General features: G+C 52.0%; 24 protein-coding genes. 8 read left to right on the forward strand and 16 right to left on the reverse strand.

From position 1 onward, the window contains the following. The first annotated feature begins 144 nt into the window (after window positions 1-144). Entirely contained in the window at window positions 145-666 is a 522-nt protein-coding gene (locus tag Q4563_RS13605; RefSeq protein WP_303604849.1) for a GspH/FimT family pseudopilin, read from the forward strand. Between the two features lie 17 nt (window positions 667-683). Here Q4563_RS13605 and ispH read toward each other — a convergent pair whose 3' ends face one another. The 6 genes from ispH to murJ form a co-directional block, all read right to left on the reverse strand. Next, on the reverse strand, window positions 684-1,628 hold the full coding sequence (gene ispH, locus Q4563_RS13610) for a 4-hydroxy-3-methylbut-2-enyl diphosphate reductase (protein ID WP_303604850.1): 945 nt from the start codon (window positions 1,626-1,628) through the stop codon (window positions 684-686). Between the two features lie 37 nt (window positions 1,629-1,665). Then, entirely contained in the window at window positions 1,666-2,115 is a 450-nt protein-coding gene (locus Q4563_RS13615; RefSeq protein ID WP_215975630.1) for an FKBP-type peptidyl-prolyl cis-trans isomerase, read from the reverse strand. Further along, window positions 2,108-2,620, reverse strand: a complete 513-nt coding sequence (lspA, locus tag Q4563_RS13620) for a signal peptidase II (RefSeq protein WP_215975631.1) — start codon at window positions 2,618-2,620, stop codon at window positions 2,108-2,110. Before lspA ends, Q4563_RS13615 begins: the two co-directional genes overlap by 8 nt. 9 nt (window positions 2,621-2,629) lie before the next feature. Then, window positions 2,630-5,431 carry an isoleucine--tRNA ligase gene (ileS, locus tag Q4563_RS13625; protein WP_303604851.1) on the reverse strand — a complete coding sequence of 934 codons (2,802 nt, stop codon included), beginning with the start codon at window positions 5,429-5,431 and terminating at the stop codon, window positions 2,630-2,632. Further along, window positions 5,424-6,392, reverse strand: a complete 969-nt coding sequence (ribF, locus tag Q4563_RS13630) for a bifunctional riboflavin kinase/FAD synthetase (RefSeq protein WP_303604852.1) — start codon at window positions 6,390-6,392, stop codon at window positions 5,424-5,426. The genes ileS and ribF overlap by 8 nt, the downstream gene beginning before the upstream one ends. A gap of 105 nt (window positions 6,393-6,497) precedes the next feature. Continuing rightward, window positions 6,498-8,081, reverse strand: a complete 1,584-nt coding sequence (gene murJ, locus Q4563_RS13635) for a murein biosynthesis integral membrane protein MurJ (RefSeq protein WP_303604853.1) — start codon at window positions 8,079-8,081, stop codon at window positions 6,498-6,500. A 154-nt stretch (window positions 8,082-8,235) separates the two neighbouring features. Here murJ and Q4563_RS13640 point away from each other — a divergent pair, with 154 nt between their 5' ends. Next, window positions 8,236-8,514: a YebG family protein gene (locus Q4563_RS13640; protein WP_215975634.1), complete on the forward strand. Its 279-nt coding sequence runs from the start codon at window positions 8,236-8,238 to the stop codon at window positions 8,512-8,514. Between the two features lie 323 nt (window positions 8,515-8,837). After that, entirely contained in the window at window positions 8,838-9,548 is a 711-nt protein-coding gene (locus Q4563_RS13645) for a DUF599 domain-containing protein (protein ID WP_303604854.1), read from the forward strand. A gap of 18 nt (window positions 9,549-9,566) precedes the next feature. On the opposite strand, the gene Q4563_RS13650 is transcribed toward Q4563_RS13645, so the two are convergent. Further along, window positions 9,567-10,079 (reverse strand): DUF6942 family protein, encoded by a 513-nt coding sequence (locus tag Q4563_RS13650; RefSeq protein ID WP_215975635.1) that lies wholly within the window; start codon window positions 10,077-10,079, stop codon window positions 9,567-9,569. Beyond that, a complete protein-coding gene (locus Q4563_RS13655) occupies window positions 10,073-10,732 on the reverse strand; it encodes an SDR family oxidoreductase (RefSeq protein WP_303604855.1) in 660 nt (219 codons plus the stop codon). The genes Q4563_RS13650 and Q4563_RS13655 overlap by 7 nt, the downstream gene beginning before the upstream one ends. An 83-nt stretch (window positions 10,733-10,815) precedes the next feature. Between Q4563_RS13655 and Q4563_RS13660 the strand changes: the two genes are divergently transcribed. Next, window positions 10,816-11,457: an SDR family oxidoreductase gene (locus Q4563_RS13660; RefSeq protein WP_215975637.1), complete on the forward strand. Its 642-nt coding sequence runs from the start codon at window positions 10,816-10,818 to the stop codon at window positions 11,455-11,457. On the opposite strand, the gene cls is transcribed toward Q4563_RS13660, so the two are convergent. Continuing rightward, window positions 11,454-12,896, reverse strand: coding sequence for a cardiolipin synthase (gene cls, locus Q4563_RS13665; protein ID WP_303604856.1), 1,443 nt, complete (start codon window positions 12,894-12,896; stop codon window positions 11,454-11,456). The genes Q4563_RS13660 and cls overlap by 4 nt on opposite strands. Window positions 12,897-12,964: 68 nt before the next feature. Further along, a complete protein-coding gene (locus tag Q4563_RS13670) occupies window positions 12,965-13,321 on the reverse strand; it encodes a YibL family ribosome-associated protein (protein WP_215975639.1) in 357 nt (118 codons plus the stop codon). Window positions 13,322-13,469: 148 nt separating this feature from the next. On the opposite strand from Q4563_RS13670, the gene Q4563_RS13675 reads away from it, so the two are divergent. Beyond that, on the forward strand, window positions 13,470-14,354 hold the full coding sequence (locus Q4563_RS13675) for an alpha/beta hydrolase (RefSeq protein ID WP_303604857.1): 885 nt from the start codon (window positions 13,470-13,472) through the stop codon (window positions 14,352-14,354). A 68-nt stretch (window positions 14,355-14,422) separates the two neighbouring features. Here Q4563_RS13675 and Q4563_RS13680 read toward each other — a convergent pair whose 3' ends face one another. From Q4563_RS13680 to Q4563_RS13690, 3 genes are all read right to left on the reverse strand, one after another. Further along, complete coding sequence (locus Q4563_RS13680; protein ID WP_303604858.1) at window positions 14,423-15,160, reverse strand: class I SAM-dependent methyltransferase; 738 nt, start codon at window positions 15,158-15,160, stop codon at window positions 14,423-14,425. Window positions 15,161-15,316: 156 nt separating this feature from the next. Then, window positions 15,317-15,664, reverse strand: coding sequence for a hypothetical protein (locus Q4563_RS13685; RefSeq protein ID WP_303604859.1), 348 nt, complete (start codon window positions 15,662-15,664; stop codon window positions 15,317-15,319). Window positions 15,665-15,992: 328 nt separating this feature from the next. Continuing rightward, window positions 15,993-16,790, reverse strand: coding sequence for a hypothetical protein (locus Q4563_RS13690; RefSeq protein WP_303604860.1), 798 nt, complete (start codon window positions 16,788-16,790; stop codon window positions 15,993-15,995). 206 nt (window positions 16,791-16,996) lie between these two features. Here Q4563_RS13690 and Q4563_RS13695 point away from each other — a divergent pair, with 206 nt between their 5' ends. After that, window positions 16,997-17,176 (forward strand): hypothetical protein, encoded by a 180-nt coding sequence (locus tag Q4563_RS13695; RefSeq protein ID WP_442903758.1) that lies wholly within the window; start codon window positions 16,997-16,999, stop codon window positions 17,174-17,176. Between the two features lie 228 nt (window positions 17,177-17,404). Here the strand turns inward: Q4563_RS13695 and Q4563_RS13700 are convergent, their stop codons facing one another. The 3 genes from Q4563_RS13700 to Q4563_RS13710 all read right to left on the reverse strand — a co-directional run bounded on the left by Q4563_RS13700 (window position 17,405) and on the right by Q4563_RS13710 (window position 20,249). Next, the gene (locus Q4563_RS13700; protein WP_303604861.1) at window positions 17,405-18,079 is read right to left on the reverse strand and encodes a hypothetical protein; all 675 of its coding nucleotides are present in this window, start codon (window positions 18,077-18,079) and stop codon (window positions 17,405-17,407) included. A gap of 120 nt (window positions 18,080-18,199) precedes the next feature. Further along, the gene (gene ssb, locus Q4563_RS13705; protein ID WP_303604862.1) at window positions 18,200-18,790 is read right to left on the reverse strand and encodes a single-stranded DNA-binding protein; all 591 of its coding nucleotides are present in this window, start codon (window positions 18,788-18,790) and stop codon (window positions 18,200-18,202) included. Between the two features lie 100 nt (window positions 18,791-18,890). Then, window positions 18,891-20,249, reverse strand: coding sequence for an MFS transporter (locus Q4563_RS13710; RefSeq protein WP_215975650.1), 1,359 nt, complete (start codon window positions 20,247-20,249; stop codon window positions 18,891-18,893). A gap of 171 nt (window positions 20,250-20,420) precedes the next feature. On the opposite strand from Q4563_RS13710, the gene uvrA reads away from it, so the two are divergent. Both uvrA and Q4563_RS13720 read left to right on the forward strand, forming a co-directional pair. Continuing rightward, on the forward strand, window positions 20,421-23,276 hold the full coding sequence (uvrA, locus tag Q4563_RS13715; protein WP_303604863.1) for an excinuclease ABC subunit UvrA: 2,856 nt from the start codon (window positions 20,421-20,423) through the stop codon (window positions 23,274-23,276). A gap of 255 nt (window positions 23,277-23,531) precedes the next feature. Then, window positions 23,532-25,760: an NADP-dependent isocitrate dehydrogenase gene (locus tag Q4563_RS13720; protein ID WP_303604864.1), complete on the forward strand. Its 2,229-nt coding sequence runs from the start codon at window positions 23,532-23,534 to the stop codon at window positions 25,758-25,760. Window positions 25,761-25,869: the final 109 nt, after the last annotated feature.

Below are 25,869 nucleotides of genomic sequence, written 5' to 3' on the forward strand. Positions count from 1 at the left end.
GACAAGCATTACTGTCATTACTATGTTCCTTAAATTAGCACAAGCTAGAATGCGGGATAACGACAAGGAGATATACGGTTAACCAACCACCCTGAACGGGCACTGAAAATGGATCAGGCGCCACACGACGCTAAGGAGAGCGACATGAGTCACAAAGGATTTACCCTTATAGAATTACTCTTCACCTTATTGATAATTACTATCCTCGCAGCGCTCACGGCACCGGCCTTCCTGCGGTTTATTCAGGGACTAAGGGTCCAAACCACCATGTGGAATCTACTTGAGGCAACCCAGATTACCCGTTCTTACGCCATTAAGGCTAACAGCAGGGCTAGCATGAGAGCCAATCCCACTTGGCAAGATGGCTGGGTAATCTTCTACGATGACAACCACAATGGCCAACCGGACAGCACGGAAAAAATATTACAAAGCCACGATAAAGTGTCCGATGGAGTTAATATTGAAGGCAATCAACCGGTTGCTCAATATATTTCCTATCTAGGTAGTGGTGAAAGCCGATGGGCCACAGGTAGACGCGGTGGCGGATTTCAGGCCGGCACACTGACGATTTGCCCAGACCAGGAGGGAGAAGGGTATGAGCTAGTGCTGGCACGAGGAGGCCGGGTACGTAAAGTAGAACTCACACCCGAAGAGTGTGGCGATTAACCTCATTGTATAGATCGCTATACAATATCTACTCGCAGCTCTTTAGGCAGAGAAAAACGAATATTCTCTGGGATGCCGTCTACCTCTTGTGGGGAGTCCGCACCATGCTGGACCAAGGTGGCAATGACCTGCTGCACCAAGGTCTCTGGCGCCGAAGCCCCTGCAGTAATCCCCACTTGGCGCTTGCCGGCCAACCAATTACTGTCAATTTGCTCCGGACCGTCAACCAGGTAAGCCTCGGCACCACAGCGCTCGGCCAACTCGCGGAGCCGGTTTGAATTGGAGCTATTGGGCGAACCTACCACTAAAACCAAGTCGCACTCTAACGCCAACTGGCGCACGGCGTCTTGCCGGTTAGTGGTGGCATAACAGATATCGTCTTTGCGCGGGCCTTCAATACTGGGGAATGTTTGTCGCAGAGCGGCAATAATTTTAGCCGTATCATCCATGGATAAGGTGGTCTGAGTAACATAGGCAAGATTATTTGGGTTTGCGACCTGCAATCGCTCTACATCTTGCTCATTTTCCACCAGATAAATCTTCCCACCCTGACTGGCATCGTACTGGCCCATGGTGCCTTCCACCTCTGGGTGGCCCTGGTGACCAATTAAAATACACTCTCGCCCATCGCGGGCGAAGCTGGTCACCTCCATATGCACCTTAGTCACTAGGGGACAAGTGGCATCGAACACCTTGAGCTGGCGTTGGTCGGCCTCATTGCGCACGGCTTGCGAAACTCCGTGCGCACTAAAGATAACAATAACGTCGTCCGGCACTTCGTGTAATTCTTCGACAAACACTGCACCGCGCTCGCGCAGATCATCCACCACATAGCGGTTGTGCACTACCTCATGGCGCACATATATGGGCGCACCAAAAACATCGAGGGCACGATTGACGATATCAATCGCACGATCAACGCCGGCGCAAAAGCCTCGTGGATTAGCCAGTTTAATTTGCATAAGCAACTCTTCGAGTTAGGCGCACTGTTCTGCGCTCTCAGTGTACAGTAGCTGGTTTTATTTCCAATACCGCCACTTTAAAGAGGATGTCTCGCCCCGCCAAAGGGTGGTTAAAGTCTATCGTGACTTGCTCATCGTCAAATTCAACCACTACGCCAGGCAATTCAGCATTTTGCGCATCGGCAAACGACAGCATCAGCCCTTCCTCTAGGGTAATGCCGGGGTCAAACTCTGAGCGGTCCACCACCTGAACATTATTAGGGTTGTGAGCACCAAAGCCCGCCTCGGGGCCAAGCAAAAACTCTTCTTCGGTTCCCTCTTCCAGGCCAAACAAAGCCTCTTCAAACCCTTTTAACATTTTGCCATCACCGACGGTAAACTGCGCAGGCTTTGATTCAAAATTAGAGTCAACCAACTCGCCATCGGTGAGCGAGAGAGAAAAGTGTAAGGTTACTGTGGTACCCGGCCCCACACACAAATCACGCATGATCAGATTCCTCTCGCTTGACCTTACCTTCCTCGGAGAAAAACAGCATGTGCACAATCATTAAAAACGCTCCGAAACAAATTGCCGAATCCGCCACATTAAATGCAGGGAAATACTTATCTTGATAATGTACGGAAATAAAATCGACCACATAGCCAAGTGTTAAACGGTCGTACAAATTGCCAACCGCACCACCCAACACAAACCCCAGCGCCATGCTCTCTAGCCAACGTTCGCGCGCAATGCGGTAAAGCCAAATCGTAATCGCAATACTCATCCCTACGGCAATGGCGGTAAAAAACCAGCGCTGCCAACCGCCGGCATCGCTTAAAAAGCTAAATGCCGCACCGTGATTGTGCAGTAATGTCCAATCAAAAAAACTCGTCACTGTTACCGGCTGACCGTAATTAAGGTGCGCAACCGCAACCGCCTTACTCCACTGATCGAGCACAATGACCAACAGCGCTACTGCATACCACCCCCAAGGGTGAAGAATTTTTTTCATCGCAACACCTTAAGCGTAGTAACGCACTTCACCGGCGCCTTCGATATTATCGACACAGCGCTTACAAATAGTGGAATGCTCGGCAATTGCACCCACATCAGCACGATGGTGATAACAGCGCTCACACTTGGCATAAGGTGACTTCACCAATCCAACTTGCAGCCCTGCGACTTCGGTGGCCACAGCGTCAGGTGGCGCATCGGTCAAATCAGCCAGCTGCGCGGTTGAACTAATTAAAATAAAACGCAGCTCGTCGGCCACTTTTGCCAAGGCTGTTTTTAAGTTGGTATCGCAGTACAGTGTAAGCTCTGCAGTCAGTGAACCGCCAAGAGTGCCCTCGCCGCGCGCCGTTTCCAGCACACGGTTAACGGCAGTCTTCACATCGACCACTTGCTGCCAAAATTCATCACCGAACTCATCATCGGTAAAATCCGGCAACTGGTACCACTCGGCCGCAAACACACTGCCAATACGATTTCCCGGCACTTGCTGCCACATTTCATCTGCTGTAAAGCTCAAAATGGGCGCCATCCAGCGAACCATGGCCTCTGACAAATAATACAGTGCCGTTTGCGCCGATAAGCGTGGTCGCGAGTCTGCCTTGGTGGTGTATTGGCGATCTTTAATAATATCCAGATAAAAACCACCCAACTCCACCACACAAAAATTGTGCAGTTTCTGATAAATTTGATGTAACTGAAAGTTATCGTAGGCAGCAATTAATTCCTGCTGCAGCACTTGCGCACGACGCACGATCCAGCGATCCAGCGCCACCATATTATGGCTAGCAACCATATCAGTTGCCGGATCAAAGCCATTCAAATTAGCCAACATAAAGCGGGCGGTATTGCGAATCCGGCGATAGGAGTCTGCCGTGCGCTTTAGGATTTCGTCACTAACGCTCATTTCAGAACTAAAATCTGTCGCCGCCACCCACAAGCGCAATACATCTGCCCCGAGCTCGTTCACCACTTTTTGAGGCGAGACGGTATTACCAATAGATTTGGACATTTTGCGGCCGTCGGCATCCACCGTAAAGCCGTGAGTCAGCACAGTTTTATAAGGGGCGTTGCCATTCATTGCCATGGCGGTTTTAAGTGAAGACTGAAACCAACCGCGGTGTTGATCAGATCCTTCCAAATATAAGTCGGCCGGATAACGTAAACCTTCACGCTGCTCCAGAACTGCATAATGAGTCACGCCCGAGTCAAACCACACATCCAGTGTATCGGTTACTTTTTCGTAATGGCCGGCATCATCGCCAAGCAACGGGGCAGCATCAAGCTCGTACCAAGCATCCATTCCCTCCCGCTCAACCGCTTGAGCCACCTGCTCAATCAGCTCAGGCGTTCGAGGGTGTAAGTCACCCGTTTCTTTATGTACAAACAAAGCGATCGGCACGCCCCAAGTACGCTGACGTGAAATACACCAATCCGGACTCGATTCCAGCATAGAGTCGATACGCGCACGCCCCCAGTTGGGCACCCAGTTCACATGCTCAACCGCCTCAGAAACCTGGCCGCGCAAATCGTTCTTGCTCATACTGACAAACCACTGCGGTGTGGCGCGAAAAATCAACGGCGTCTTAGTTCGCCAGCAGTGCGGAAAACTGTGAGTGATTTTATCTTCACAAAAAAGCGCCTGCTTCTCCTTCAGTAAATCTAGTACTTTTTCATCGACCTTATACACATGCTCGCCAGCAAAGACAGGCACATGATCGCGGTATATACCGTTATCATTGATGTAATTGAGCGTACCAATATCGTATTTTTTGCCAACCAAAAAGTCATCCACACCGTGATCGGGTGCCGTATGAACACAACCGGTACCCGCATCGAGGGTGACATGATCACCCAGCAAGATAGGGACTTGGCGGTCGTAGAATGGATGTTGCAGCAGCAAGCCTTCCAGCGCTCTACCATCTATTCGCCCGACTACTTGATAATCACTGACCTCGGCTCGGGCTACGACAGACTCAAGCAAACCTTCGGCCACGACCAAACGCTCACCCGCCACTTGCACCGCGACGTAATCCAGCTCTGGATTAACACTGACCGCTTGGTTGGCCGGCAAGGTCCAGGGAGTCGTGGTCCAAATAACCACTGAAAGATCACCTTCACCGTGTAGCTCAGAAAAAGCGGCAGCGGCTGTGCCCTGATCGGCAAAGGCAAATTTCACATCGATACTGAACGAGGTTTTGTCTTGATACTCAACCTCCGCCTCGGCTAGGGCCGAGCCACCAACGACCGACCAGTAAACTGGCTTAAATCCACGGGTTAAATGGCCATTTTCAACAATCTTACCGAGAGACCGGATAATGTCGGCTTCGAACTTAAAATCCATGGTGAGATAGGGGTTGTTCCAGTCACCGAGAATACCCAATCGCACAAAATCTTTTTTCTGGCCTTCGACTTGGCGTGCAGCATAAGCGCGACATTTTTCACGAAAGGCCTTTACATCGAGCTTTACACCGGCCTTACCGTGCTTTTTCTCAACATTATGCTCAATCGGCAAACCATGGCAGTCCCAGCCAGGAACATAGGGCGCATCAAATCCACTTAAGGTTTTACTCTTAATAATAATATCTTTTAGAACTTTGTTGACCGCATGACCGATGTGAATATCGCCGTTGGCATAGGGAGGTCCATCGTGCAGGATATAAGTGTCGCGGCCCTTACGGGCTTGACGAATTTCCTGATAAAGCCCCGCCTTATCCCAGGCTTTAAGCATCTGGGGCTCGCGTTGCGCCAAGTTTGCCTTCATCGCAAACGGGGTATGGGGCAAATTCAAGGTCGATTTATAGTCACTCATGGTCGCTAGTCATACCTTTAACGGTGTTAATGTCGAAGTCGGACAGATACGTCCGACCGCGATGAATATCATCTTGCAATTGTGCTTTTAAAGCGTCTAATGATGCAAACTTGTGCTCATCACGCAGCTTAGCGTGAAAACGCACAACAATGGGATGGCCATAAATAGTGCGATCAAAATCAAACAAATGCACTTCTAACAATGGCTCAGGCACATCACTCACTGTGGGCTTAACCCCCACATTCGCCACCCCAAACAATAGCTCGCCATCGACTCGAGCACTAATCACAAACACGCCAGACAGTGGCGAGCGATGGCGCAGTAGTCGAATATTTGCCGTGGGCACGCCGATTTCTCGGCCCAACTTGCGACCATGCGCGACCCTTCCGGCAATCGTATAAGGGCGCCCTAGGCAGGCCTCAGCCCGCTCAAAATCACCTTGAGCCAATAACTCCCGAATACGGGTACTGCTGATTCGTTCAGCCCCTATCATTAAGGTGCAGGTATCGGTTACCGAGAAGCCGTTTCTTTCCCCTGCCGTTTTGAGCAACGAGTAATCCCCGGCGCGGTCGCAACCAAAGCGAAAATCATCGCCCACCACCAGATGCTGGATAGCCAGCCCATCCAATAATACCCGCTGGATAAACTGGCCGGCGGTCAGGCTGCGCAATTCATGATTAAAATGCAAACACAACACTCGGTCGACACCAGACTGCGCCAGGGCATCGAGCTTTTCCCGCAGGCGCATTAAACGCGCGGGCGCCTTATCGCGAGCAAAATACTCATGGGGCTGAGGTTCGAACAGAATAACCACCGAGGGCAAGTTGGCGGCGCGAGCGGCCTCAGCCAATTGACTCAATATAGCCTGATGCCCTAAATGCACACCATCAAAGGTGCCAATAGTTGCCACCGAACCTCGGTGAGTAGGTCGCAGATTGTGTAAGCCGCGTATTAATTGCACTCTGGGAGCCTCTCGCCCGTCTTCCAGTGGCTGTTAAAGCCGCCGATCCCGGCGCGAGAGTATACAGCACAGGCAGTTTGTACGCGAGGCAACCCCGCGCACTCCTTAAAAAGAAGCTTGGCGCAAATCTTTCAGGCGCAAGCCGCCGGCCAGCAAAATAAAGGCGTAAATCAAAGCCCCAGCCCCACACAACAAGGCCAAACGCCAGATTCGCTCCAGCGCACTCCAGTCGCCCCAAACCGGCCACAGAGTAAGCCCCCAGTAAAGCAGCCCCGCCATAACCACATTGGCCAGCAGCACTCGCAACAAAAACTTCAACCAGCCCAAGTTTGGCTGGTAAATACCGCGCTTGAGCAGCCCCCTAAACAGCAAGCCTACGTTAATGTAGGCCGACAGGCTCGTCGCCAGCGCCAACCCGACAAAACCCAGCTGGTAATAATGGTGTAAGGGCACCACAAACAAGCCGTTCAGCACCATATTAGCCACCATTGCCACCACCCCAATTCGCACGGGGGTTTTCATATCTTGGCGGGCATAAAAGCCAGGCGCCAGCACTTTAATCAGCATAAACGCCAACAAACCTAGAGCATAGGCGCGCAAGCTCATACTCGCCATGGCGGTATCGTGCTCAGACATAGCACCGTATTGAAATAATGTGGTTAAAATCGGCTCGGCCAAAATCACCAAGGCCACCACCGCCGGCACCGCGATTAACACCACCCAACGCATAGCCCAATCAAGAGTGCGAGAGAAAGCCTCTGGGTTGCTGGCACTGTATTGCCGAGCCAGATTGGGCAAAATAACCGTGGCGATCGCCACCGCAAAGACCCCCAGAGGCAGATCCGCCAAGCGCTCTGAATAATACAACCACGACGGACTGCCATCGGGCAGCAGCGAAGCGATAATCGTATCCAACATCAAGTTTATTTGACTGACCGATACGCCAAATAGGGCGGGAACCATGAGCGCCAGAATGCGCTTCACGCCCGGATCACGCCAGTCGAGCTTGGGGACGGGGGCGATATGCAGCGGCCGCAAAAAAGGCAGCTGAAACAAAAACTGCAACACTCCAGCGGCCAGCACGCCCCAAGCCAAACCCATAGCGGGGGTAGCAAATAATGGGGCGGCAAAGAGCGCGGCCACAATCAAGGTAATATTAAGTAAGACGGGGGTAAAAGCCGGTATTGCGAAGCGATCGTAACTATTGAGTATGGCGCCGACCAACCCACTAAGAGAGATCAACATTAAATAAGGGAAGGTGATGCGGATCATATCAGTGGCTAAGGCAAATTTCTCTGGACTGTCGAGCCGAAACCCAGGAGCAAATACCGTTGCCACCAGCGGGGCACCAGCTACCGCCAAAGCGGTAACGACTAAAAGCACCAGTCCCAGAGCACCGGCAACCCGATCCACCAGAGCCTGCACTGCCGCATGGGGGCCATTTTGCCGATATTCCGACAATACCGGCACAAACGCCTGCGCAAATGCGCCCTCGGCAAATAGCCGGCGCATAAAATTCGGAATCTTAAAAGCGACAATAAACACATCCGCCCCACCCCCAGCACCAATGGTATGGGCAAAGACCACATCGCGCAGCAACCCAAGCACGCGCGAGAGCATGGTCATCACACCCACTTTGGAGCTGGACTTAAGCAAGCCGGGCTTAGGTTTTACGGCAGTTGTCGACACATTTCATCCTGAGCTGTAGTTAATAGCGACATTATCCATACCCTGCCACCTCTTGAACAGCACCTAAATCGCCCCGAACCACACAACCCTCAGTTGACAATATCGCCACAACCCGATACTGTACATCCAAACAGTATCGCAATGGAGGTAAACCATGGCTGTAATTGCCGTATGGAAATGTGACCGGGATGGAAAGATGTTTGACGATAAAAAAGCCGCCGAAGCTCACGATAAAATGCTCGAACTGGCCGCTAATATTACCGATTTGATTGAAAACTCTGTTCAAGGCATTAGTGAAGAGCACAGCGAGGCAATTGGTTTACTGCTGGCGGGCAAAAGTGAGGTATTGGCCAAGGCCTGTAAGGGCAAGCCAGAGTTACTGCTGGACGAAACCACCGACGACAGTGTAACCCCTATAGTCGCCAACCAGTGACTCTTCGAACAAGCCGACACGATGACTCCGGCTTGAGCTAAGCGCCGGGCGGCCCCACCACGCCGCCAATCCACACGGCGCCTGCACTGGCGCATCGCTTCCACTACGTGCCAGCGCAGTTTTTTACCGCCGCACTCCCCTCAACGGTGTGGCGGCTTTTTACGTTGACACACCAGCTTATCTTTTCACGCAAGAACTGACCGACCATTTCCAACAGAGATTTTTGGTCGAACAACCCGTCATCGAAAAGTCTCGCAAGTCGTGTAGAATTAACCTGTCCCAGCCTCAAACTGAGTGAGCCACACCACAGACAGGAGATATGAGTGAGCACGTACGACTGGATAAACCTTTGCGCAGCCCTATGGCTGTTTGTTGCCTGGACAGGTTACGCTCGCTTTGCCCGCAAGAGAGCCCGTACCGATCACTGCTTAGCCTCGACCCTGCATGTCTATCGCAAAAGCTGGATGATTGAAATGCTGGGCAGGCAAAACCGAATTGCCGATACTGCATTGGTGGCAAGTCTTGAGAGGAATGTATCCTTTCTCGCCTCAACCTCTATTCTGATTATCGCCGGTCTGGTCACTATTATGGCGTCCATAGATAAAGTGTATATCACCCTGAGCGCCCTACCCTTTGCCAATGACAGCATGACCCCACGGCAGCTGCAGCTAAAAGTAATTTTGCTGCTTATGATTTACGTGTACGCATTTTTTACCCTGACCTGGGCCATGCGCCAGTACGGCTTTTGCGCCATTTTGTTTGGCGCTGCTCCCGCTCACGACGCCGACATTTCGACAGAGGAGAAGCGGCGCTACGCGATCAGCACCGCCAAAATTATTGACCAAGCGGGTCATAGTTATAACTATGGGTTGCGCGCCTATTACTTTTCTCTGGCGGTACTGCCTTGGTTTTTTAACACCTGGCTATTTATCGCCGCAGTAGCGACGGTGGTAGGCGTGCTTTATCGGCGAGAATTTCAATCCACCACATTAAGAACACTGGCATATGATCTTAAACTACCACCGAAAGCCTAAGGGCTGATTAACTCCCGCTTAAAGCAAAGCATAGCGGCGAATCAGCTCAACCAGACGTTCTATTCGTTCATTAGACAATTGCCGATAATCCAAATAAGGCGTAACCAATACACGCTGCTGCGCCGCCACCGCAAAGTGCGCATCGAGCCACTGCAAGCCCGCGATATTAAGCGCTGAGGCGTAGCCTTTCCCCGCGACCAAATACAGCGGGGGCCGCTCGTTTGATTTAGGGAATTCTAGCTGGGGCGGCGTAAACAGCAACGCCAGGCGCGAGCCCGACTGCAGTAAACGCCGATCACGAAACTCTTGCCATGTTGGCGGCCAACCCGGCTCCACACCGAGGGCATAAACCACTTTGGCATAAACATTAAACAACTTGCGCCAGTGGTTACTGGTGTTCGCCACGATATGCTGTAACTCACCGGGCAGCAGTGGTGCGAGGTTCTCCCGCACAGGGTAATCATCCAGCGGCGGCCGGTTGGCGACACAAAACGCCAACCGGTACCCAGTATCACCTATGCCTGCTACCAAGGCAAAACCTCACCGTTGGAGTGCCAAAAAGTGCCGGTATTATCCAAAGTTAAACCATTAATGCGCTCCATTAAACGCTCGGCGGCCTGATCGGGGGTAATATCACCAACCCCACCGATCATTTCGGTACCCACTAACCCCGGATGCAAAATCGCCACCGCCACACCGCGACTTTTTAAATCTTGTGCCAGCGACATACCAGCGGCATTGAGTGCTGCCTTTGACATCCGGTAACCGTAGCGACCGCCGCTGGTGTTATCGGTAATAGAGCCCATACGACTGGTAATCAACGCAACTTTTGCACCCGAGCTCAACTGCCCCGCCAACGCATCAGTAACACGCAGCGGCGCCAGTGCGTTGATTTCAAACTGATCGCGAATAGTGGCCACATTAAGATCACCCAAGCTTTCATTGCGTAAAATGCCGGCATTATTGATCAATAAATCGATGCTCACTCCAGACAGCGAGTCCACCAACACCTTCAGCCCCTGGTCGGTACCGACATCAACTCCGTCGAGCACTTCAGCTCCTGAGTGTTGCAACTCAGCTGAGGGGGTACGACAAGCGGCGTACACCGTGGCGCCTTGTGCCAAATAATGTTTAACGAACGATAAACCAATACCACGATTGGCTCCGGTAATAACAACATTCATACTTCGAACTCCTCTAACGCTTAGCGCATTGAATGGCGGTTAGGTTACCATAGCAAGGTTTCATTTAAATACCGGAGGGCAGCATGAGCACACTGATTATTGGCGCGGGCGGTCAAATAGGCCGCCTGCTGACTCGCGATCTCTGCCAGGCGGGTGACGAGGTGCGCGCAATGGTGCGCACCCCCAACCCGGAATTGCAAACCCTCGGGGCCGAGGTTTGCATTAGTGACCTGGAACAGGATTTCTCCCACCTTTTTAATGGCTGTCAAAAGGTGGTTTTTAGCGCAGGATCCGGCGCTAAAACTGGCGCGGACAAAACTATTTTAGTCGACCTGTGGGGCGCAATAAAAGCTATCGATTACGCGGCTCAAGCGGGCGTAAAGCATTTTGTTATGATCAGCTCGCGCGGAGCAGAAAACCCAGACAAAGGACCTGCGGCAATTAAACATTACGCGGTGTGTAAAAAGTTGGCCGATGACCATTTAATACGAAGCCAGCTACCTTTTACCATTTTGCGCCCCGGGCGACTGCTGAACGAACCTGCCCGCGGCACTATCAGCACCACCTTGCCTACCGACCCGGAGCAGCAAGTGATTACCCGCGCCGATGTGGCCGCGGTGGCCGCCTTTTGCCTGCAAAACACCAGCGCCCAAAATGCTATTTACCCGCTGGTTAATGGTGAGCAAACGCTAAGTGATGCGTTTTTATCCGAGCCTGACAATTAAATTAACGGGCTTACCAAGTGAACGATATTTTCAATAAACCGGGACAGTGCGCTGCGCTGTCGCCATTGCTCAATGTGCACCTCGCTAGAGTCCTGCCGGTAGGCCGCCAACACCTTCGCCAATTGCTGCACCGTTGGAGCATCGTAAATAATCATAGTCATTTCGAAGTTCAACCACAGCGAACGTAAATCCAAATTAACCGTACCAAAAAATGCAAGACTGTCATCAACCACGACCGCCTTTGTGTGCAACAAACCCTTGCCATAGGTAGCAATGGCTACGCCCGCCTCCAGCAGCGAAGAGAAGTAAGAGTGGCTGGCGTGTCGCACTAAAAATGAATCGACCTTTTCGGGCACAATCACACTCACCCGCACTCCACGCCGAGCGGCAATCTTTAGCGCATGCTCCAATGCCTCGCCGGGCACAAAATACGGCGTCACTATATCGACCGACACCTTGGCCCCGTAAATCGCCTGCAGCAAGGCATTTAAAATACTTTCTTTTGCCACATCGGGGCCAGACGGTGCCACCTGCAACAGAGCCGAGCCCGCAGCGGCCGGAGCCGACGGCAAGGCGTCGGGCAAGGTGGTGCCACACTCCACTTGCCAGTACCACCGGAAAACAGCATCAAATTGCATCACCGCGGGCCCTTCAACCCGGGCCATCACATCAATCCATTGGCCGACTCCGGCATCCGCCTTAAAAAACTCAGGGTCCACTAAATTAAAACTTCCCATGTAGGCCACGCGCTGATCGACAATGACCGATTTGCGATGATTACGCAGGTCATAACGCGCCAATTGCCAGGGAATAACACCAATAGGACAGGCCTTCTCAATACTTACCCCTATACGGGTAAGGCGGCGGTAGGGCTTAGAGCCAAAAAAAGCCGAACTGCCAACGGCATCCAGCATAATGCGAACCACAACATTGCGCTCTACCGCGCGCTCAAGGGCATCAACTACCTTGTTAGTCGCCCCACCGGGCTGCCAAATATAAAATTCGATATGACAGTATGATTGCGCCTGGTTAATATCTTGTACTAACGCGTCGATAATGGCGGGCGCGGTCTCAATAAATTGCACCCTGTTACCGCCCACAGGGTCGATGCCCGACACAAAAGCCTCTAATCGGGCCAGCGGCTCGGCCGCACTGTGGTAGCGGCGCCAATCAATCGGCGGCAAACTAAGTGGCACAGAGTCCAAGTACACAAAGCGCAATCGCGCCTCGCGCTGGGCGCGTTTTACCCCCAAAAACCGCTCGCCAAACAATAGGTAGAGCGCGCCGCCTAAATAGGGAAAGACAATGAGCACTAATATCCACGCCAAGGTTACGCCCACAGGCAAACGGCGCATAATCACGCGCACCGCCATACCAATAACCAGTAAAAAATAACCCCAAATAATAAGCTGCTGAATAAAAGCGACTAAACCGTTCACCACACCTCCAACACGCCCCTCACCAACCGATTAACAACCGTCAGCATATCAGAGACACGAGCCAGTGTTTAAAATGCCTTCGGAGCAAACCCGGTAACGACTTTAACACCCATTTTCTTACCGACAGCGGTTAAAGGGTGTACAACCACTAAACCTTTAACCGATTTTTTTAACTTGCCCATATCAGCCTGCTCTTGCTTGGTAAGGGGGCGATTAAAAGGCATATTTTTGATATCGAGAGCGGTTTGATCGGCCTGGCGAGTTTTAATTTCATTATTGGCAGCCAGCTCACTTTCGAGTTTGCGTATATCGTTTTGCAATTGCTTGGCCATTATCTCGTCACCTCGCGCTTTCGCTGCAGCGAGCTTACGGCGAGACTTATCGAGTGTATTATTGAGGTTCTGGATGGACTGCTGAAGTTTCAAAATGGACACCTGCACAAATTGTGATTATAGCATGTCTGGCATATCCGGCCGAGGTGGGTGCATTATCTTTGCCCCCGGCCTGTCATCCACGGAACCCGACTCTACGTATCAGTATCGGTAAACTCATTGATCAACCAAGGCCGCCACTGTGAAACGCATTTCACCCTTCACCACTGTATTTAGTCTACTTGCCGGAGCATTAAGCCTTAGCGCGTGTACAGGCACATCGATACTCAATGCCTTAAATCGAGCCGACCAATACCGAACTTACACTGATTTAAGCTATGGTCCAGAGTCGCGCCATACACTGGACATCTACCAACCACTCAACACTCAGCGCAGTGGCTGCATCGTGCTCTTTGTGTATGGCGGAGGATGGACGTCGGGAAGCAAAGAACAGTATGGTTTTGTCGGAGCCCAACTCGCAAAACGTGGCCATACCGTCATTATTCCGGATTACCGCCTTTTTCCTGAGGTCACTCATCCCGATTTTATCCACGATATTGCCCTAGCTACCGCTAGCGACATAGTTGCTCAACACAGGCAAGATCGCCCGTTGGTTATGATGGGTCACTCGGCCGGAGCCATGATAGCGGGGTTAATTAGCTATGATAACCGCTACCTAAAAGCTCAAGGCCTAGACACAACCATCATTAATGGTTATATCAGCCTCGCCGGGCCCCACGATTATTTTCTACCGAGCGAGAAGCCACACTGGCGCGATATATTCGGTGACACGCCCAAACAACAGCGCACGGCACTTACCGCTGAACATATAACCTCTGACAGCCCAAGCACTCTGATACTTCATGGGGAAGATGATTACACTGTCGTCCCCAAATCGGCCAGTTCACTGGAGCGTAAACTTACCGCTGCAAACGTTGAAGTCTCCAAGAAACTATATCAAGGCGTCGGCCATGTACGAATTGTGGCAGCCATGGGCTGGCCCCTGCACTTTCTAGCGCCAACGCTAAACGATGTTGAACACAAACTAAATCAACACTGCGCAGAAAGCGCCAACCAAAGCACCTAGCCGACAACGGGAGACTTACCTATCATGAGAGGCTTGCCTATATCACGAGAGGACAAAACCTCAGCGCATTAAGCCTTTTGCAACTCACACACCATTAACACATCGGCAATAGTGCTGGTATCAACCAACCCCTCGGACAAACTCAATGGTTTTTGAAAAAAAAGCCCCAGCGGCATAAAAACACCGTTGTACCAGCGCAGGGCTCTTTTAGGATTTTTTTGTAATTGATCCATACCCCAGTTGACCAACACAGAAGATTTGGGTTTCATGCCAAACCCGGCGCTGTGTAACACCTGTAGGTTGTTCTGCGTCAGCAAGTCCGAAAGCTCTTCACTCTCATAGCGCCGATAATGCCCGACCACCTCATCGAATGCGGTCCAGTACGACGAGTGCAAAGGTACAGACATCAATAATTTTGCGCCAGACTTGGCGACACGACACAGCTCGGCCAAGGCGACATCACCGGCCTCGACATGCTCGATAATATCCAGCGCACAGATCAAATCAAAAGTATTATCGGCATAAGGTAATTGCGTAATATCCCCCGCCTTACTCACGCCCCCCTTAGCAGCGAGTTGCTGCAAAGCCGGCTCACTGATATCGACAAAATGCGTCCCCTCTATTGGCAAACGCGGACGCATACCAGCGCCCACCTCTAGCCGCTCAGGCGCATTGCGAGAATATTCGCTAAAATGCCGCCAGGTATTAAAGCGGCTAGGCTCAATAAGACGAACCTTGGACCACAGGCCATCGTAAAATTTCTGATTGGTTTGGCGTAACCCGGACTGCTCAGCGCCTGACGACATATTCTTACCTGAATGCATGAGTGTTAACACAGGGCTCGGCTGAAATGCACTAAGACCTTAATTTATAACTATCCCACTGGTCACTGCATAATGCAAACCGACCCATGAGCTGCCTTACCTCAGAGAAAATAACCTGCACCGCCGCTTGCCCCTTGATCACTCACTTTCTTGAGTGGGAGCATCAGAGAAGTAATCCTGTATCCAACCAAACAGCGTATCAACACACACTTCGGTTAAAACCTTGCGCTGAAATTCTTCGCTGGCCTCTTCGTCCAGACCGGCAAACTGATAGAGCAACATCCCCGGCTCTTTGTCATGCAGTATCAACATAATACGGCGACGGGTGCGCAAGCAGTCGATTGTCATAACGTCTGCGGGAAAGCCCACATCACGGAGCCCTCGGCGTACCGCCACCACAGGGTTGATATGCTGATAAGCTTGCTGAATTTTAGTGTGGGCCTCAGTGGCCTGATCGGACAGCGCTTTTAGAGGGTCTTCAGACATCAGTTACTCCTGAATAATTGTGCGCAATAGCTTACCAGGGCCAGCCATTAATGGGTAAGGTAGAACACGGTATCGGCGGGGTTTCTGCCCTCAAAGACCTGTAAGCTCAGCCAAGTATTGCCAGACACCAGACTGGACCAAAGCATCCACAGATACCGATGCCGGCGGATCAAAGCAACAGAAGTAATCATCATCCGAAAAAAAGGTTGCCACACGCCGCGCACAAGGCTGTGTGACATAGTGCGGGTGATCGACACTGCAGGCGGCCTTACCCAAAAAAATCGGCTAAGTTCATACAACCTGTGGATATTCTAATTTTTCGGCTGGCTTATACCCCACTAAAGGTTGAGGACATAGCCGATACAATGTCGCGAGACGTATTAATGGTATTTACAATATCCCTCAATACACCTTTTTTCCAAACAATACCAAGATCAGAGTCTTTATTAATGCGGCCACTATAAATACCCAGATAATGAACCATTTCTTTCTGAGCGGCCCATAGCTTTCCATGGTGAAGCTTCGCATCGCCGGGTTTGATCAAGGACAATACTAACGATCCTGACTGCCCTTTTCGAGCCCTGCAATCCACTAGGAATGCAGGTAAATTACGGTAATCCGTTTCCGGTTCGCTTGCTACAAATCCAGTAGCCCAAATTGCGAAGTTATCATGTATCCCAAACGGATAACCGACGATGTGAACTCGATCCGCCACATCTAGCCTACACCAGCCTTCATCTATCCCAACATAGTGCATTACGTATTCTTTCAATTCGGGAAGTAGCACACCAACCACATCCACCTGAGCCCCATAAATGGAATGCTCAACCCAAACCGGCTTGCCATTTCGCTCAAGATCAAATTTAAACCATAAAGGCTGGTGCGGACCCAGTAATTTTACTCTGACTAAATTAGGCACCGCACAATGTTTACTTAAACACTCATTTGTTTCTGGATTTCGCCCCGTCAGATTGTGCCAATTGGTTATAAGTACTGGTCCTTTGTTGCTACTTACAAAAAATGCCGTGCCTGTAGCCAGCAAAGTTTCATTAAATAGCATTTCTATAAACACTGTAGTTACTGATAGAGGGTGTATTTTTCCTCCGACCACTTCCTTCTCATGCATTACTTTTCATCCTTTAAAACAAAATCCAGGACGGATATGGACGTTTTGCGACTGTCAAACAAATAGATCCCTTTTTCTCAAAATCACTTGAGAAATGAAAAAAATCCAGAAAAAAATCCAAGACACCCACAAATCTGACAATGCCACACACGTGAGCCAAAGTAAATTTAGACAAGTAAACATTACCCTATGCTCAAGGAGGAGCCATGACTCAACCCCGCAACCGATTAATTTCTCTCGACGATACTCTTTTCTATCACTGCGTATCGCGCTGTGTGAGGCGGGCATTCTTGTGTGGCTCAGGCAAAGACTATAACTTTGAACACCGCCGCGGCTGGATTGCCCATCGACTAAAAGAGTTATCAGCCGTTTTGCTATTGATGTAGCCGCCTACGCAGTTATGTCGAATCATTATCATGTTGTCTTGCGCGTCAACCGAGACTTGAGTGATTCACTCAGAAAATCCGGCACACCCACAGATTACAGTTTTAACAACTAAGATCCCGAACAAAATAGGGCCGCCTTCAAGTTGTGAAACTCCTATATTTTTATTATTTTTGAAATGATCGGAGTTCAGCGAATTTATATTCGCCCGCACTCTTAAGCAAAATTAACTATTGCTTATCGACCAGCTGTCGACGCCACTGCTCTCGTACCTCAGCCGGTATTTCAACCGGCGGGGTTAACGCTTCCACCTCATGCAATATCAATTGCCCCATACGGTCGAGCAGTTCATCGTTAATTTGATCGCAGCGATAGTTATAGCGCTGAACACCGGGCCGGGTAAAGTTTTTTAACAGCACTTCAATTGCCTCAGTCTCTGGCGATGCCTGTACTCTCATAGCTAATTGCAGGGGGCCCTCCAAAGAAAATAATGCGCTTTGCAGGCGATGGTTACGATTTAATTGGTCACGCCGGTGATATTTGAAATTGTAACGCGCCAGATAGCGGGTATAACTTTCGATTGCCGCCTTGTCACGCAACTCGGCCGATACGCGTACATCTAACTGGCGCGGATTGGCTGAACTATCGATCACCAACTTATAAGCTGTTTGATTAAGCTCTACACCGGTGGAGCGATCGGGGGTTAATGGGTAGGTGATAATACGTTCGGGTTGAACATAATTGATGTTTTTGACCAGCTCATCTAAATAAGTCAACACTTGCAACATGACAGGCTTTAAAGATTGCTCGTAGTAGACTTGCTGAGCCGCCTGGCGCTTTGCCTCTTGCGCCTCATTAGCGCGCATGGCTTCTGCCTGTTGTTTTAATTTATCCAGAATGCTCATAGCTCATCCCTGTGCCGTACGATATCAACATATTTAAACAAAAATGGCGTTTAATTTTACCTAAAACCCAAAAGACCCTGCTTGGCAGGGTCTTTAAAAAATGCGACTCGGCTTTTTTACTTAAAAAGGAATCTCATCATCAAACGAGTCAAACCCACCGGCGGGTTGTTGTGGTGCCGGCTGTTGTGGCGCTTGCTGAGGGGCTTGTCGAGGAGCCTGCTGTGGCGGCTGGCCTTGCGGTTGGTTATAGCCGCCTTGGTTTTGGGGTGCCTGGTTTTGCGGTGCCTGTTGTGGCGCTTGATTTTGCCCGCCGTAGTTTTGGCCACCGCCTTGGTTGTAGCTGTCTTGATTGTAGCCTGAGTTGTCGCCACCGCGAGAGTCGAGCATTTGCATTTCACCAGCCACAATCTCGGTGGTGTAGCGATCTTGACCGTCTTGGCCCTGCCACTTGCGAGTGCGCAGTGAGCCTTCGATATACACCTTGGAGCCTTTGCGCAGATACTCACCGGCAATTTCGGCCAGGCGGTTAAAAAATACCACTCGGTGCCACTCGGTGCGCTCTTGCGGCTGACCGGTGTTTTTGTCTTTCCAGGACTCGGAGGTCGCGACGCTGATATTGGTGACGGCGCCACCGGAGGGCATAAACTTGGTTTCTGGGTCTTGCCCCAGATTACCGACCAAAATGACCTTATTAATGCCGCGCGATGCCATATCGTTCTCCTGAAGTTCTCGTGTCTTTTTCGAATGGTTGGTTCAATATATCGGGTGTTGAGCTTACACTATTGCAGCCGCTATCACTATAACGCTGGCCTCAGAGCCCCAGCAGCCGATTGATTTCGGTGCGATTAACGCCGGCGGAATCCACCTTGAGATAGACCATATCCTCGCTCGGCACCACCAATATTTCGGCCACCGCTTCGACCCCCGCCAGCTTTTGCTCAATCTCTTCTGCGCTGCGACCGGCCAAGGGAAAGAGCATGCTGGCGAGATACCGCGGGGGCGACATCGACCGGGCCACCAACCACCACAGGGCAACCACCAATGCGCACAGCGCCAACACCCAAAACACGCCCGCCAACTGCAACACCACGCCGCCCAATGCACCGCCACAAAAAGCACCGGCAAATTGAGCCGTGGAGTAAATGCCCGTGGCCGTGCCCTTGGAGCCCGCCGGCGCCATTTTGCTCACCAGAGACGGCAAAGTCGCCTCCAATAAGTTAAACGCCATAAAAAACCCGAACAAGCCAATGAGCCACCACACCATTGCTTTTGGCGCCAACATGAGCCAGACCAGCGATAGCCCTATCAACCCAATGGCCAACAAAAACACGGGTTTTATCTGGCGGCGTTTTTCGGCAACAATAATAAATGGCAGCATGGCCAAAAAGGACAATCCCAGAATAGGTAAATACACCCACCAATGGTGGGCCCGAGCCAAACCCAGAGGGCCATTGAGCACCACCGGCACCACCACAAAGCTGGCCATCAGGACAAAATGCAGCGCAAATATACCGGCATTTAGGCGCAGTAGTTCTTTGTTTTGCAAGGTATGCCAGAGTAGTTGCGGCACGGCGCCGGATTCGCGGCGACGCTTCAAACTGGGAGCAACCGAGGGTACCAAAAACACGACAACAAAGATCCCGACTAGGCCGAGCGCAGCGGTCACCCAAAAAATCAGGCTCAACCCACCCAGACCGGCCAGGGCCGGCCCCAAAACCAACGCCAGTGCGAAAGACACCCCAATGCTGGCGCCAATACTGGCCATGGCTTTAGTGCGATTTTCGTCGGCGGTCAAATCGGTGACCAGAGCCATCACAGCACTGGCGATGGCTCCCCCCCCTTGCAGTAAACGCCCCAGAATTAAGCCCCATACCGAGTCGGCCAGTGCGGCAATGACTGAGCCTGCGATAAAAATCAGCAAGCCGCCAATAATAACGGGCTTGCGACCAATTTTGTCGGACAAAACACCAAAGGGGATTTGCAGCAAGGCCTGTGAGGCTCCGTAAGCGCCCAGCGCCAACCCCAACAGGGCGGCACTGGCGCCGGTATAGCTCTCGCCGTACAGGGTGAGCACCGGCAGCACCATAAACAGCCCCAGCATGCGAAACGCATACAGCGAGGCCAGCGCCGAGACTGTGCGGCGCTCAAAGGTGGACGGATTGGGGCTCAAAGCTAACCTATCGTGTTATGGCAGCGCGATTGGAAGACTCTTGATACGCCGCGAAAGAGCGGAATTCTACCACCACTATCGCGACCAACCAATCACTGAAACTACACAATACAGATGCAGCGCTCATGCCGTATAATGATGGGTTTTCCGACGTCCCCACAGGTGAGCTTTTTGGATACGATTTTTGTACGCGGCGCCCGCACTCATAATTTAAAGAATATCGACTTGGATATTCCCCGCGATAAGCTGGTGGTCATTACCGGTTTATCGGGCTCGGGTAAATCGTCTCTGGCGTTTGACACTCTATACGCCGAGGGCCAGCGCCGCTACGTCGAATCGCTCTCCACCTATGCCCGCCAGTTTTTGTCGATGATGGAAAAACCCGACGTCGACCATGTTGAGGGTTTGAGCCCCGCCATTTCCATCGAGCAAAAGTCCACCTCGCACAACCCGCGCTCTACCGTGGGCACCATTACCGAGATATACGATTACCTGCGTTTGCTGTTTGCCCGGGTGGGCGAGCCGCGCTGCCCCACGCACAAACAGCCGCTGGCCGCGCAAACCATTAGCGAAATGGTGGATACCGTACTGGCTCTGCCCGAAGGCACTAAGCTGATGCTGATGGCACCGGTGGTGCGCGACCGCAAAGGTGAGCACTTACACACCTTGGAGAGTTTGCAGCGCGATGGCTTTATTCGTGCTCGCATCGACGGCATTCTGGTTGACTTAGACGATGCCCCAGAGCTGGACAAAAAGAAAAAACACACCATTGAAGTGGTGGTCGACCGCTTTAAAGTGCGCGACGATTTACAAGTGCGCCTGGCGGAGTCATTCGAAACGGCACTGAATTTATCGGAAGGGCTGGTCAGCATCAGCTATATGGACGGTGAGCAAGACGACCGGCTGTTCAGCGCCAAACACGCCTGTCCAGTGTGTGACTACAGCTTGAGCGAGCTGGAACCGCGCTTGTTCTCGTTTAACAATCCCGCCGGCGCCTGCCCCACCTGTGATGGCCTGGGGATTAAACAATTTTTCGATGAGAGCAAGGTTGTACTCTTTCCCGAGGCGCCCCTGTCGCAAGGAGCCATTCGCGGCTGGGATAAACGCAACATATATTACTTCCATATGCTGACGGCACTGGCCGAGCACTACGGCTTTGATGTCGACACTCCCTGGAGCGAATTACAGGCCGAACACCGCAAGGTGATTCTCACCGGTTCCGGCAGCGAATCCATCAGCTTTAACTACGTCAATGAGCGCGGCGATGTGATTAAGCGCAATCACACCTTTGAAGGGGTGGTGCCTAACCTAGAGCGGCGCTACCGCGACACCGAATCGGCCAGTGTGCGCGAAGAGCTGGCCAAGTATTTATCCACCCAGCACTGTCCCAGCTGCCATGGCGCTCGCCTTCGCGAATCCGCACGCAACGTGTTTGTCGATGAAAAGACCTTGCCCGAGCTGGCAGATATGCCGGTGGGTGAAGCTCAAACCTATTTCACTCAACTGACGTTCGAGGGTGCCAAAGCCGGCATCGCCGATAAAATTCTAAAAGAGTTGCGCGATCGCTTCCAATTTTTGGTAGATGTCGGGCTAAATTACCTCACCCTGAGCCGCAGCGCCGATACGCTTTCTGGCGGGGAAGCCCAACGCATTCGATTGGCCAGCCAAATTGGTGCGGGCCTTGTGGGCGTGATGTACATTCTCGACGAGCCCTCCATCGGCCTGCACCAGCGCGACAACGAACGCCTATTGAAAACCCTGACCCACCTGCGCGACTTAGGCAACACGGTGATTGTGGTTGAGCACGATGAAGACGCCATACGCCTGGCTGACCATGTGATTGATATTGGCCCGGGCGCGGGGGTTCACGGCGGCGAAGTCATTGCCGAGGGTACCGTGAACGACATTATGGCCAATCAGAACTCTCTGACCGGCCAGTACCTATCAGGCGGCAAAGAAATTGCCGTGCCCACAAAGCGCGTCAAAGCCGACGCCAAGCGCACTCTAAGCCTAACCGGTGCCCGCGGCAACAATCTGCAAAATATCGATTTAACACTGCCCTTGGGGCTGATGACTTGCGTCACCGGTGTGTCCGGCTCGGGCAAGTCCACCTTGATTAACGCCACGCTTTACCCGGTAGCCGCCACCGAGCTCAACGGCGCCACGACCTTAAAGCCCGCCGATTTCGACACCATAGAGGGCATGGACCAGCTGGACAAATGCGTCGACATTGACCAGAGCCCCATCGGCCGTACGCCGCGCTCCAACCCCGCCACCTACACGGGTATTTTTACTCCGGTGCGCGAACTGTTTGCCGGCACTCAAGAGGCCCGATCGCGCGGCTACAAGCCTGGGCGCTTTAGCTTTAATGTCAAAGGCGGCCGCTGCGAGGCCTGCCAGGGTGATGGGGTCACCAAGGTGGAAATGCACTTTTTACCGGATGTGTACGTCCCCTGCGATGTCTGTAAAGGCAAGCGCTACAACCGCGAAACTCTGGAGATCAAATACAAAGGCAAAAATATCCACGAGGTATTGGAGCTCACCATCGAAGAGGGGCGCGAATTTTTCGACGCCATACCGGCGGTGGCCAAAAAGCTACAAACCCTAATGGATGTGGGCCTGAGTTATATTCGCCTGGGGCAGGCAGCCACCACCCTTTCGGGCGGTGAAGCACAACGGGTGAAGCTGGCCAAAGAGCTGTCCAAACGCGATACCGGCCAAACCCTGTATATTTTGGACGAACCCACCACCGGCCTACACTTTGCCGATATTCAGCTGCTGCTGGATGTGCTGCACCGCCTGCGCAACGACGGCAACACGATTGTGGTGATTGAGCACAACCTGGACGTCATCAAAACCGCGGACTATATCGTCGATCTGGGCCCCGAGGGCGGCAGCGGCGGCGGCCAGATTATCGCCACCGGCACCCCGGAAGAAGTCGCCAAAAATAAAAAATCCCACACAGGCCACTTTTTGGCACCCATGCTCAAAGCGGCACGGCAAAAAAACCAAGCCAAAACACCCTAAGATACACCACCGCCACTTGGGCCGGGCATAGAGTAAATATCCCGGCCTAAGTGCGAACTTTGCCTCTTGCTGGTATAATTCGCGCTCCTCCAATACAGAGGCTTATTGTCGTATTGATTGGCCATCACAAGTGGCCAATTTTAGGATCAGCGTTGGGCGCGGGAATGCGCGTACTGCCGCCCGAAATGGAACGATTTCGGCCCGTCCCCGCTTTTCCGGCCTCTGAAGATACCCTCTTTAAATACAGGTAACAGAATGGCTACATCAGATTCCAAAATCATCTACACCAAAACCGACGAAGCTCCAGCCCTGGCCACCCAGTCGCTGCTGCCCATTATTGAAGCGTTCACCAAGGTTTCTGGTGTTGGCATTGAGCTGAAAGACATCTCATTGGCTGGCCGTATCATTTCTCAGTTCCCCGAGTATCTGACCGAAGATCAACGCCAGAGCGATGCATTGGCTGAGCTGGGCGAACTGGCTAAGCAGCCCGAAGCGAATATCGTTAAGCTGCCTAATATCAGCGCGTCTATCCCGCAGCTGAAAGCAGCTATCAAAGAGCTGCAAGATCAGGGCTACGCCCTCCCCGATTACCCGACCGAACCGAAAACCGACGAAGAAAAATCCGTTGCCGCTCGCTATGACAAAGTCAAAGGCTCTGCGGTAAACCCTGTACTGCGCGAAGGCAACTCCGATCGCCGCGCACCGGCTTCGGTTAAAGCTTACGCTCGTAAAAACCCGCACTCGATGGGCGCTTGGGACAAAGACTCTAAGTCACACGTTTCGCACATGAGCGAAGGCGACTTTTACGGCAGCGAAAAATCGGTCACCCTGCCTGCGGCCACCACCGCCACTATTGAGCTCGAAAAAGCCGACGGCACTAAAGACGTTTTAAAACAAGGCCTCGCCCTGCAAGCCGGTGAAATCGTTGACGCCGCCGTCTTAAGCGCCAAGTCACTGCGCGCCTTTTTGGCCGATGCCATCGCCGATGCGAAAGAGCAAAACGTACTGTTCTCGCTGCACATGAAAGCCACTATGATGAAAGTCTCTGACCCTATCATCTTTGGTCACGCGGTCAGCGTTTTCTACAAAGACTTGTTTGACAAGTACGCCACCGAATTTGCCGAGCTGGGTGTTGACCCCACCTACGGTTTTGCCGATGTGATCAGCAGCATCCAAAAACTGCCCGCTGACAAACGCGAAGCCATTGAAGCTGATATTAAAGCGATTTATGCCGCCGGCCCAGAAATGGCCATGGTGAATTCCGATAAAGGCATTACCAACTTGCACGTCCCTAACGATGTCATCATCGATGCTTCTATGCCGGCGGCCATCCGCTCATCCGGTAAGATGTGGGGCCCAGCGGGCACTCTGCAAGACACCAAATTCACCATTCCCGATCGTTGCTACGCCGGTGTTTACGCTGAAACCATTGAGTTCTGTAAGCAAAACGGTGCCTTTGACCCCACCACCATGGGCAGCGTTCCTAACGTAGGCTTGATGGCGCAGAAAGCCGAAGAATACGGCTCACACGACAAGACTTTCGAAATCTCTAGCGCCGGCACCGTACGCGTGCTCGATGCCGACGGCAATACTCTATTGGAGCAAACCGTCGAGGAAGGCGATATCTTCCGCGCTTGTCAGGTAAAAGATGCACCGATCAAAGACTGGGTTAAGCTTGCGGTCAACCGCGCGCGTGCTACCGGTAATCCTGCCATTTTCTGGCTGGATAAAAACCGTGCCCATGACGCCGAACTGATTAAGAAGGTAGAGGCTTATCTGCCTGAACACGACACCAAAGGCTTAGACATCCGCATTCTGTCACCGGAAGAAGCGACCCGCCTGACACTGCAACGCACCAAAGACGGAGAAGACACCATCTCGGTCACCGGTAATGTATTGCGCGATTACCTGACCGATCTGTTCCCGATTTTGGAGCTGGGCACCAGTGCCAAAATGCTGTCTATCGTACCGTTAATGAACGGCGGCGGCCTGTTTGAAACCGGTGCGGGCGGCTCTGCCCCCAAGCACGTTGAACAGCTGACCGACGAAGGTCATTTGCGCTGGGATTCACTGGGTGAATTCTTGGCTTTGTCTGCATCACTGGAGCACTTCAGCCAAGTTAACGACAACGCCAAAGCCGGTATTCTGGGCGCCGCTCTGGATAGCGCTACTGGTAAATTCCTGGACGAAAACAAATCGCCCAGCCGTAAAGTTGGCGAAATCGACAACCGCGGCAGCCATTTCTACTTGGCTCTGTACTGGGCAGAAGCCTTGGCCAGCCAAGCTGAAGACGCCGAGCTTGCCGAGCGCTTTAAAAAGGTGGCAACCGACTTGGCCGCCAATGAAGCTAAGATTATCGAAGAACTCAACAGCGCCCAAGGCAGTCCGGTAGATATCGGTGGTTACTATAAAACTGACGATACTAAAACCTCAGCCGCTATGCGCGCCAGCAGTACCCTGAACGCGATTGTCGACGCGCTGTAAAGCACGCCGGCCTCGTTCATTAAAAACCGGAGCTTCTGCTTCGGTTTTTTTTGTCCCAAAAATACAGTCGTATACATTCATCGATAAATTCAATCAAACCCGCCTAACC

The organism is Gilvimarinus sp. 1_MG-2023, from assembly GCF_030548285.1.

Bases quoted from the DNA above. Each gene is read 5' to 3' on its own strand.
- Q4563_RS13605 (WP_303604849.1), top strand. From the start codon at position 145: ATGAGTCACAAAGGATTTACCCTTATAGAATTACTCTTCACCTTATTG.
- ispH (WP_303604850.1), bottom strand. From the start codon at position 1,628: ATGCAAATTAAACTGGCTAATCCACGAGGCTTTTGCGCCGGCGTTGAT.
- Q4563_RS13615 (WP_215975630.1), bottom strand. From the start codon at position 2,115: ATGCGTGATTTGTGTGTGGGGCCGGGTACCACAGTAACCTTACACTTT.
- lspA (WP_215975631.1), bottom strand. From the start codon at position 2,620: ATGAAAAAAATTCTTCACCCTTGGGGGTGGTATGCAGTAGCGCTGTTG.
- ileS (WP_303604851.1), bottom strand. From the start codon at position 5,431: ATGAGTGACTATAAATCGACCTTGAATTTGCCCCATACCCCGTTTGCG.
- Q4563_RS13640 (WP_215975634.1), top strand. From the start codon at position 8,236: ATGGCTGTAATTGCCGTATGGAAATGTGACCGGGATGGAAAGATGTTT.
- Q4563_RS13655 (WP_303604855.1), bottom strand. From the start codon at position 10,732: ATGAATGTTGTTATTACCGGAGCCAATCGTGGTATTGGTTTATCGTTC.
- Q4563_RS13660 (WP_215975637.1), top strand. From the start codon at position 10,816: ATGAGCACACTGATTATTGGCGCGGGCGGTCAAATAGGCCGCCTGCTG.
- Q4563_RS13680 (WP_303604858.1), bottom strand. From the start codon at position 15,160: ATGTCGTCAGGCGCTGAGCAGTCCGGGTTACGCCAAACCAATCAGAAA.
- Q4563_RS13685 (WP_303604859.1), bottom strand. From the start codon at position 15,664: ATGTCTGAAGACCCTCTAAAAGCGCTGTCCGATCAGGCCACTGAGGCC.
- Q4563_RS13690 (WP_303604860.1), bottom strand. From the start codon at position 16,790: ATGCATGAGAAGGAAGTGGTCGGAGGAAAAATACACCCTCTATCAGTA.
- Q4563_RS13695 (WP_442903758.1), top strand. From the start codon at position 16,997: ATGACTCAACCCCGCAACCGATTAATTTCTCTCGACGATACTCTTTTC.
- Q4563_RS13700 (WP_303604861.1), bottom strand. From the start codon at position 18,079: ATGAGCATTCTGGATAAATTAAAACAACAGGCAGAAGCCATGCGCGCT.
- ssb (WP_303604862.1), bottom strand. From the start codon at position 18,790: ATGGCATCGCGCGGCATTAATAAGGTCATTTTGGTCGGTAATCTGGGG.
- Q4563_RS13720 (WP_303604864.1), top strand. From the start codon at position 23,532: ATGGCTACATCAGATTCCAAAATCATCTACACCAAAACCGACGAAGCT.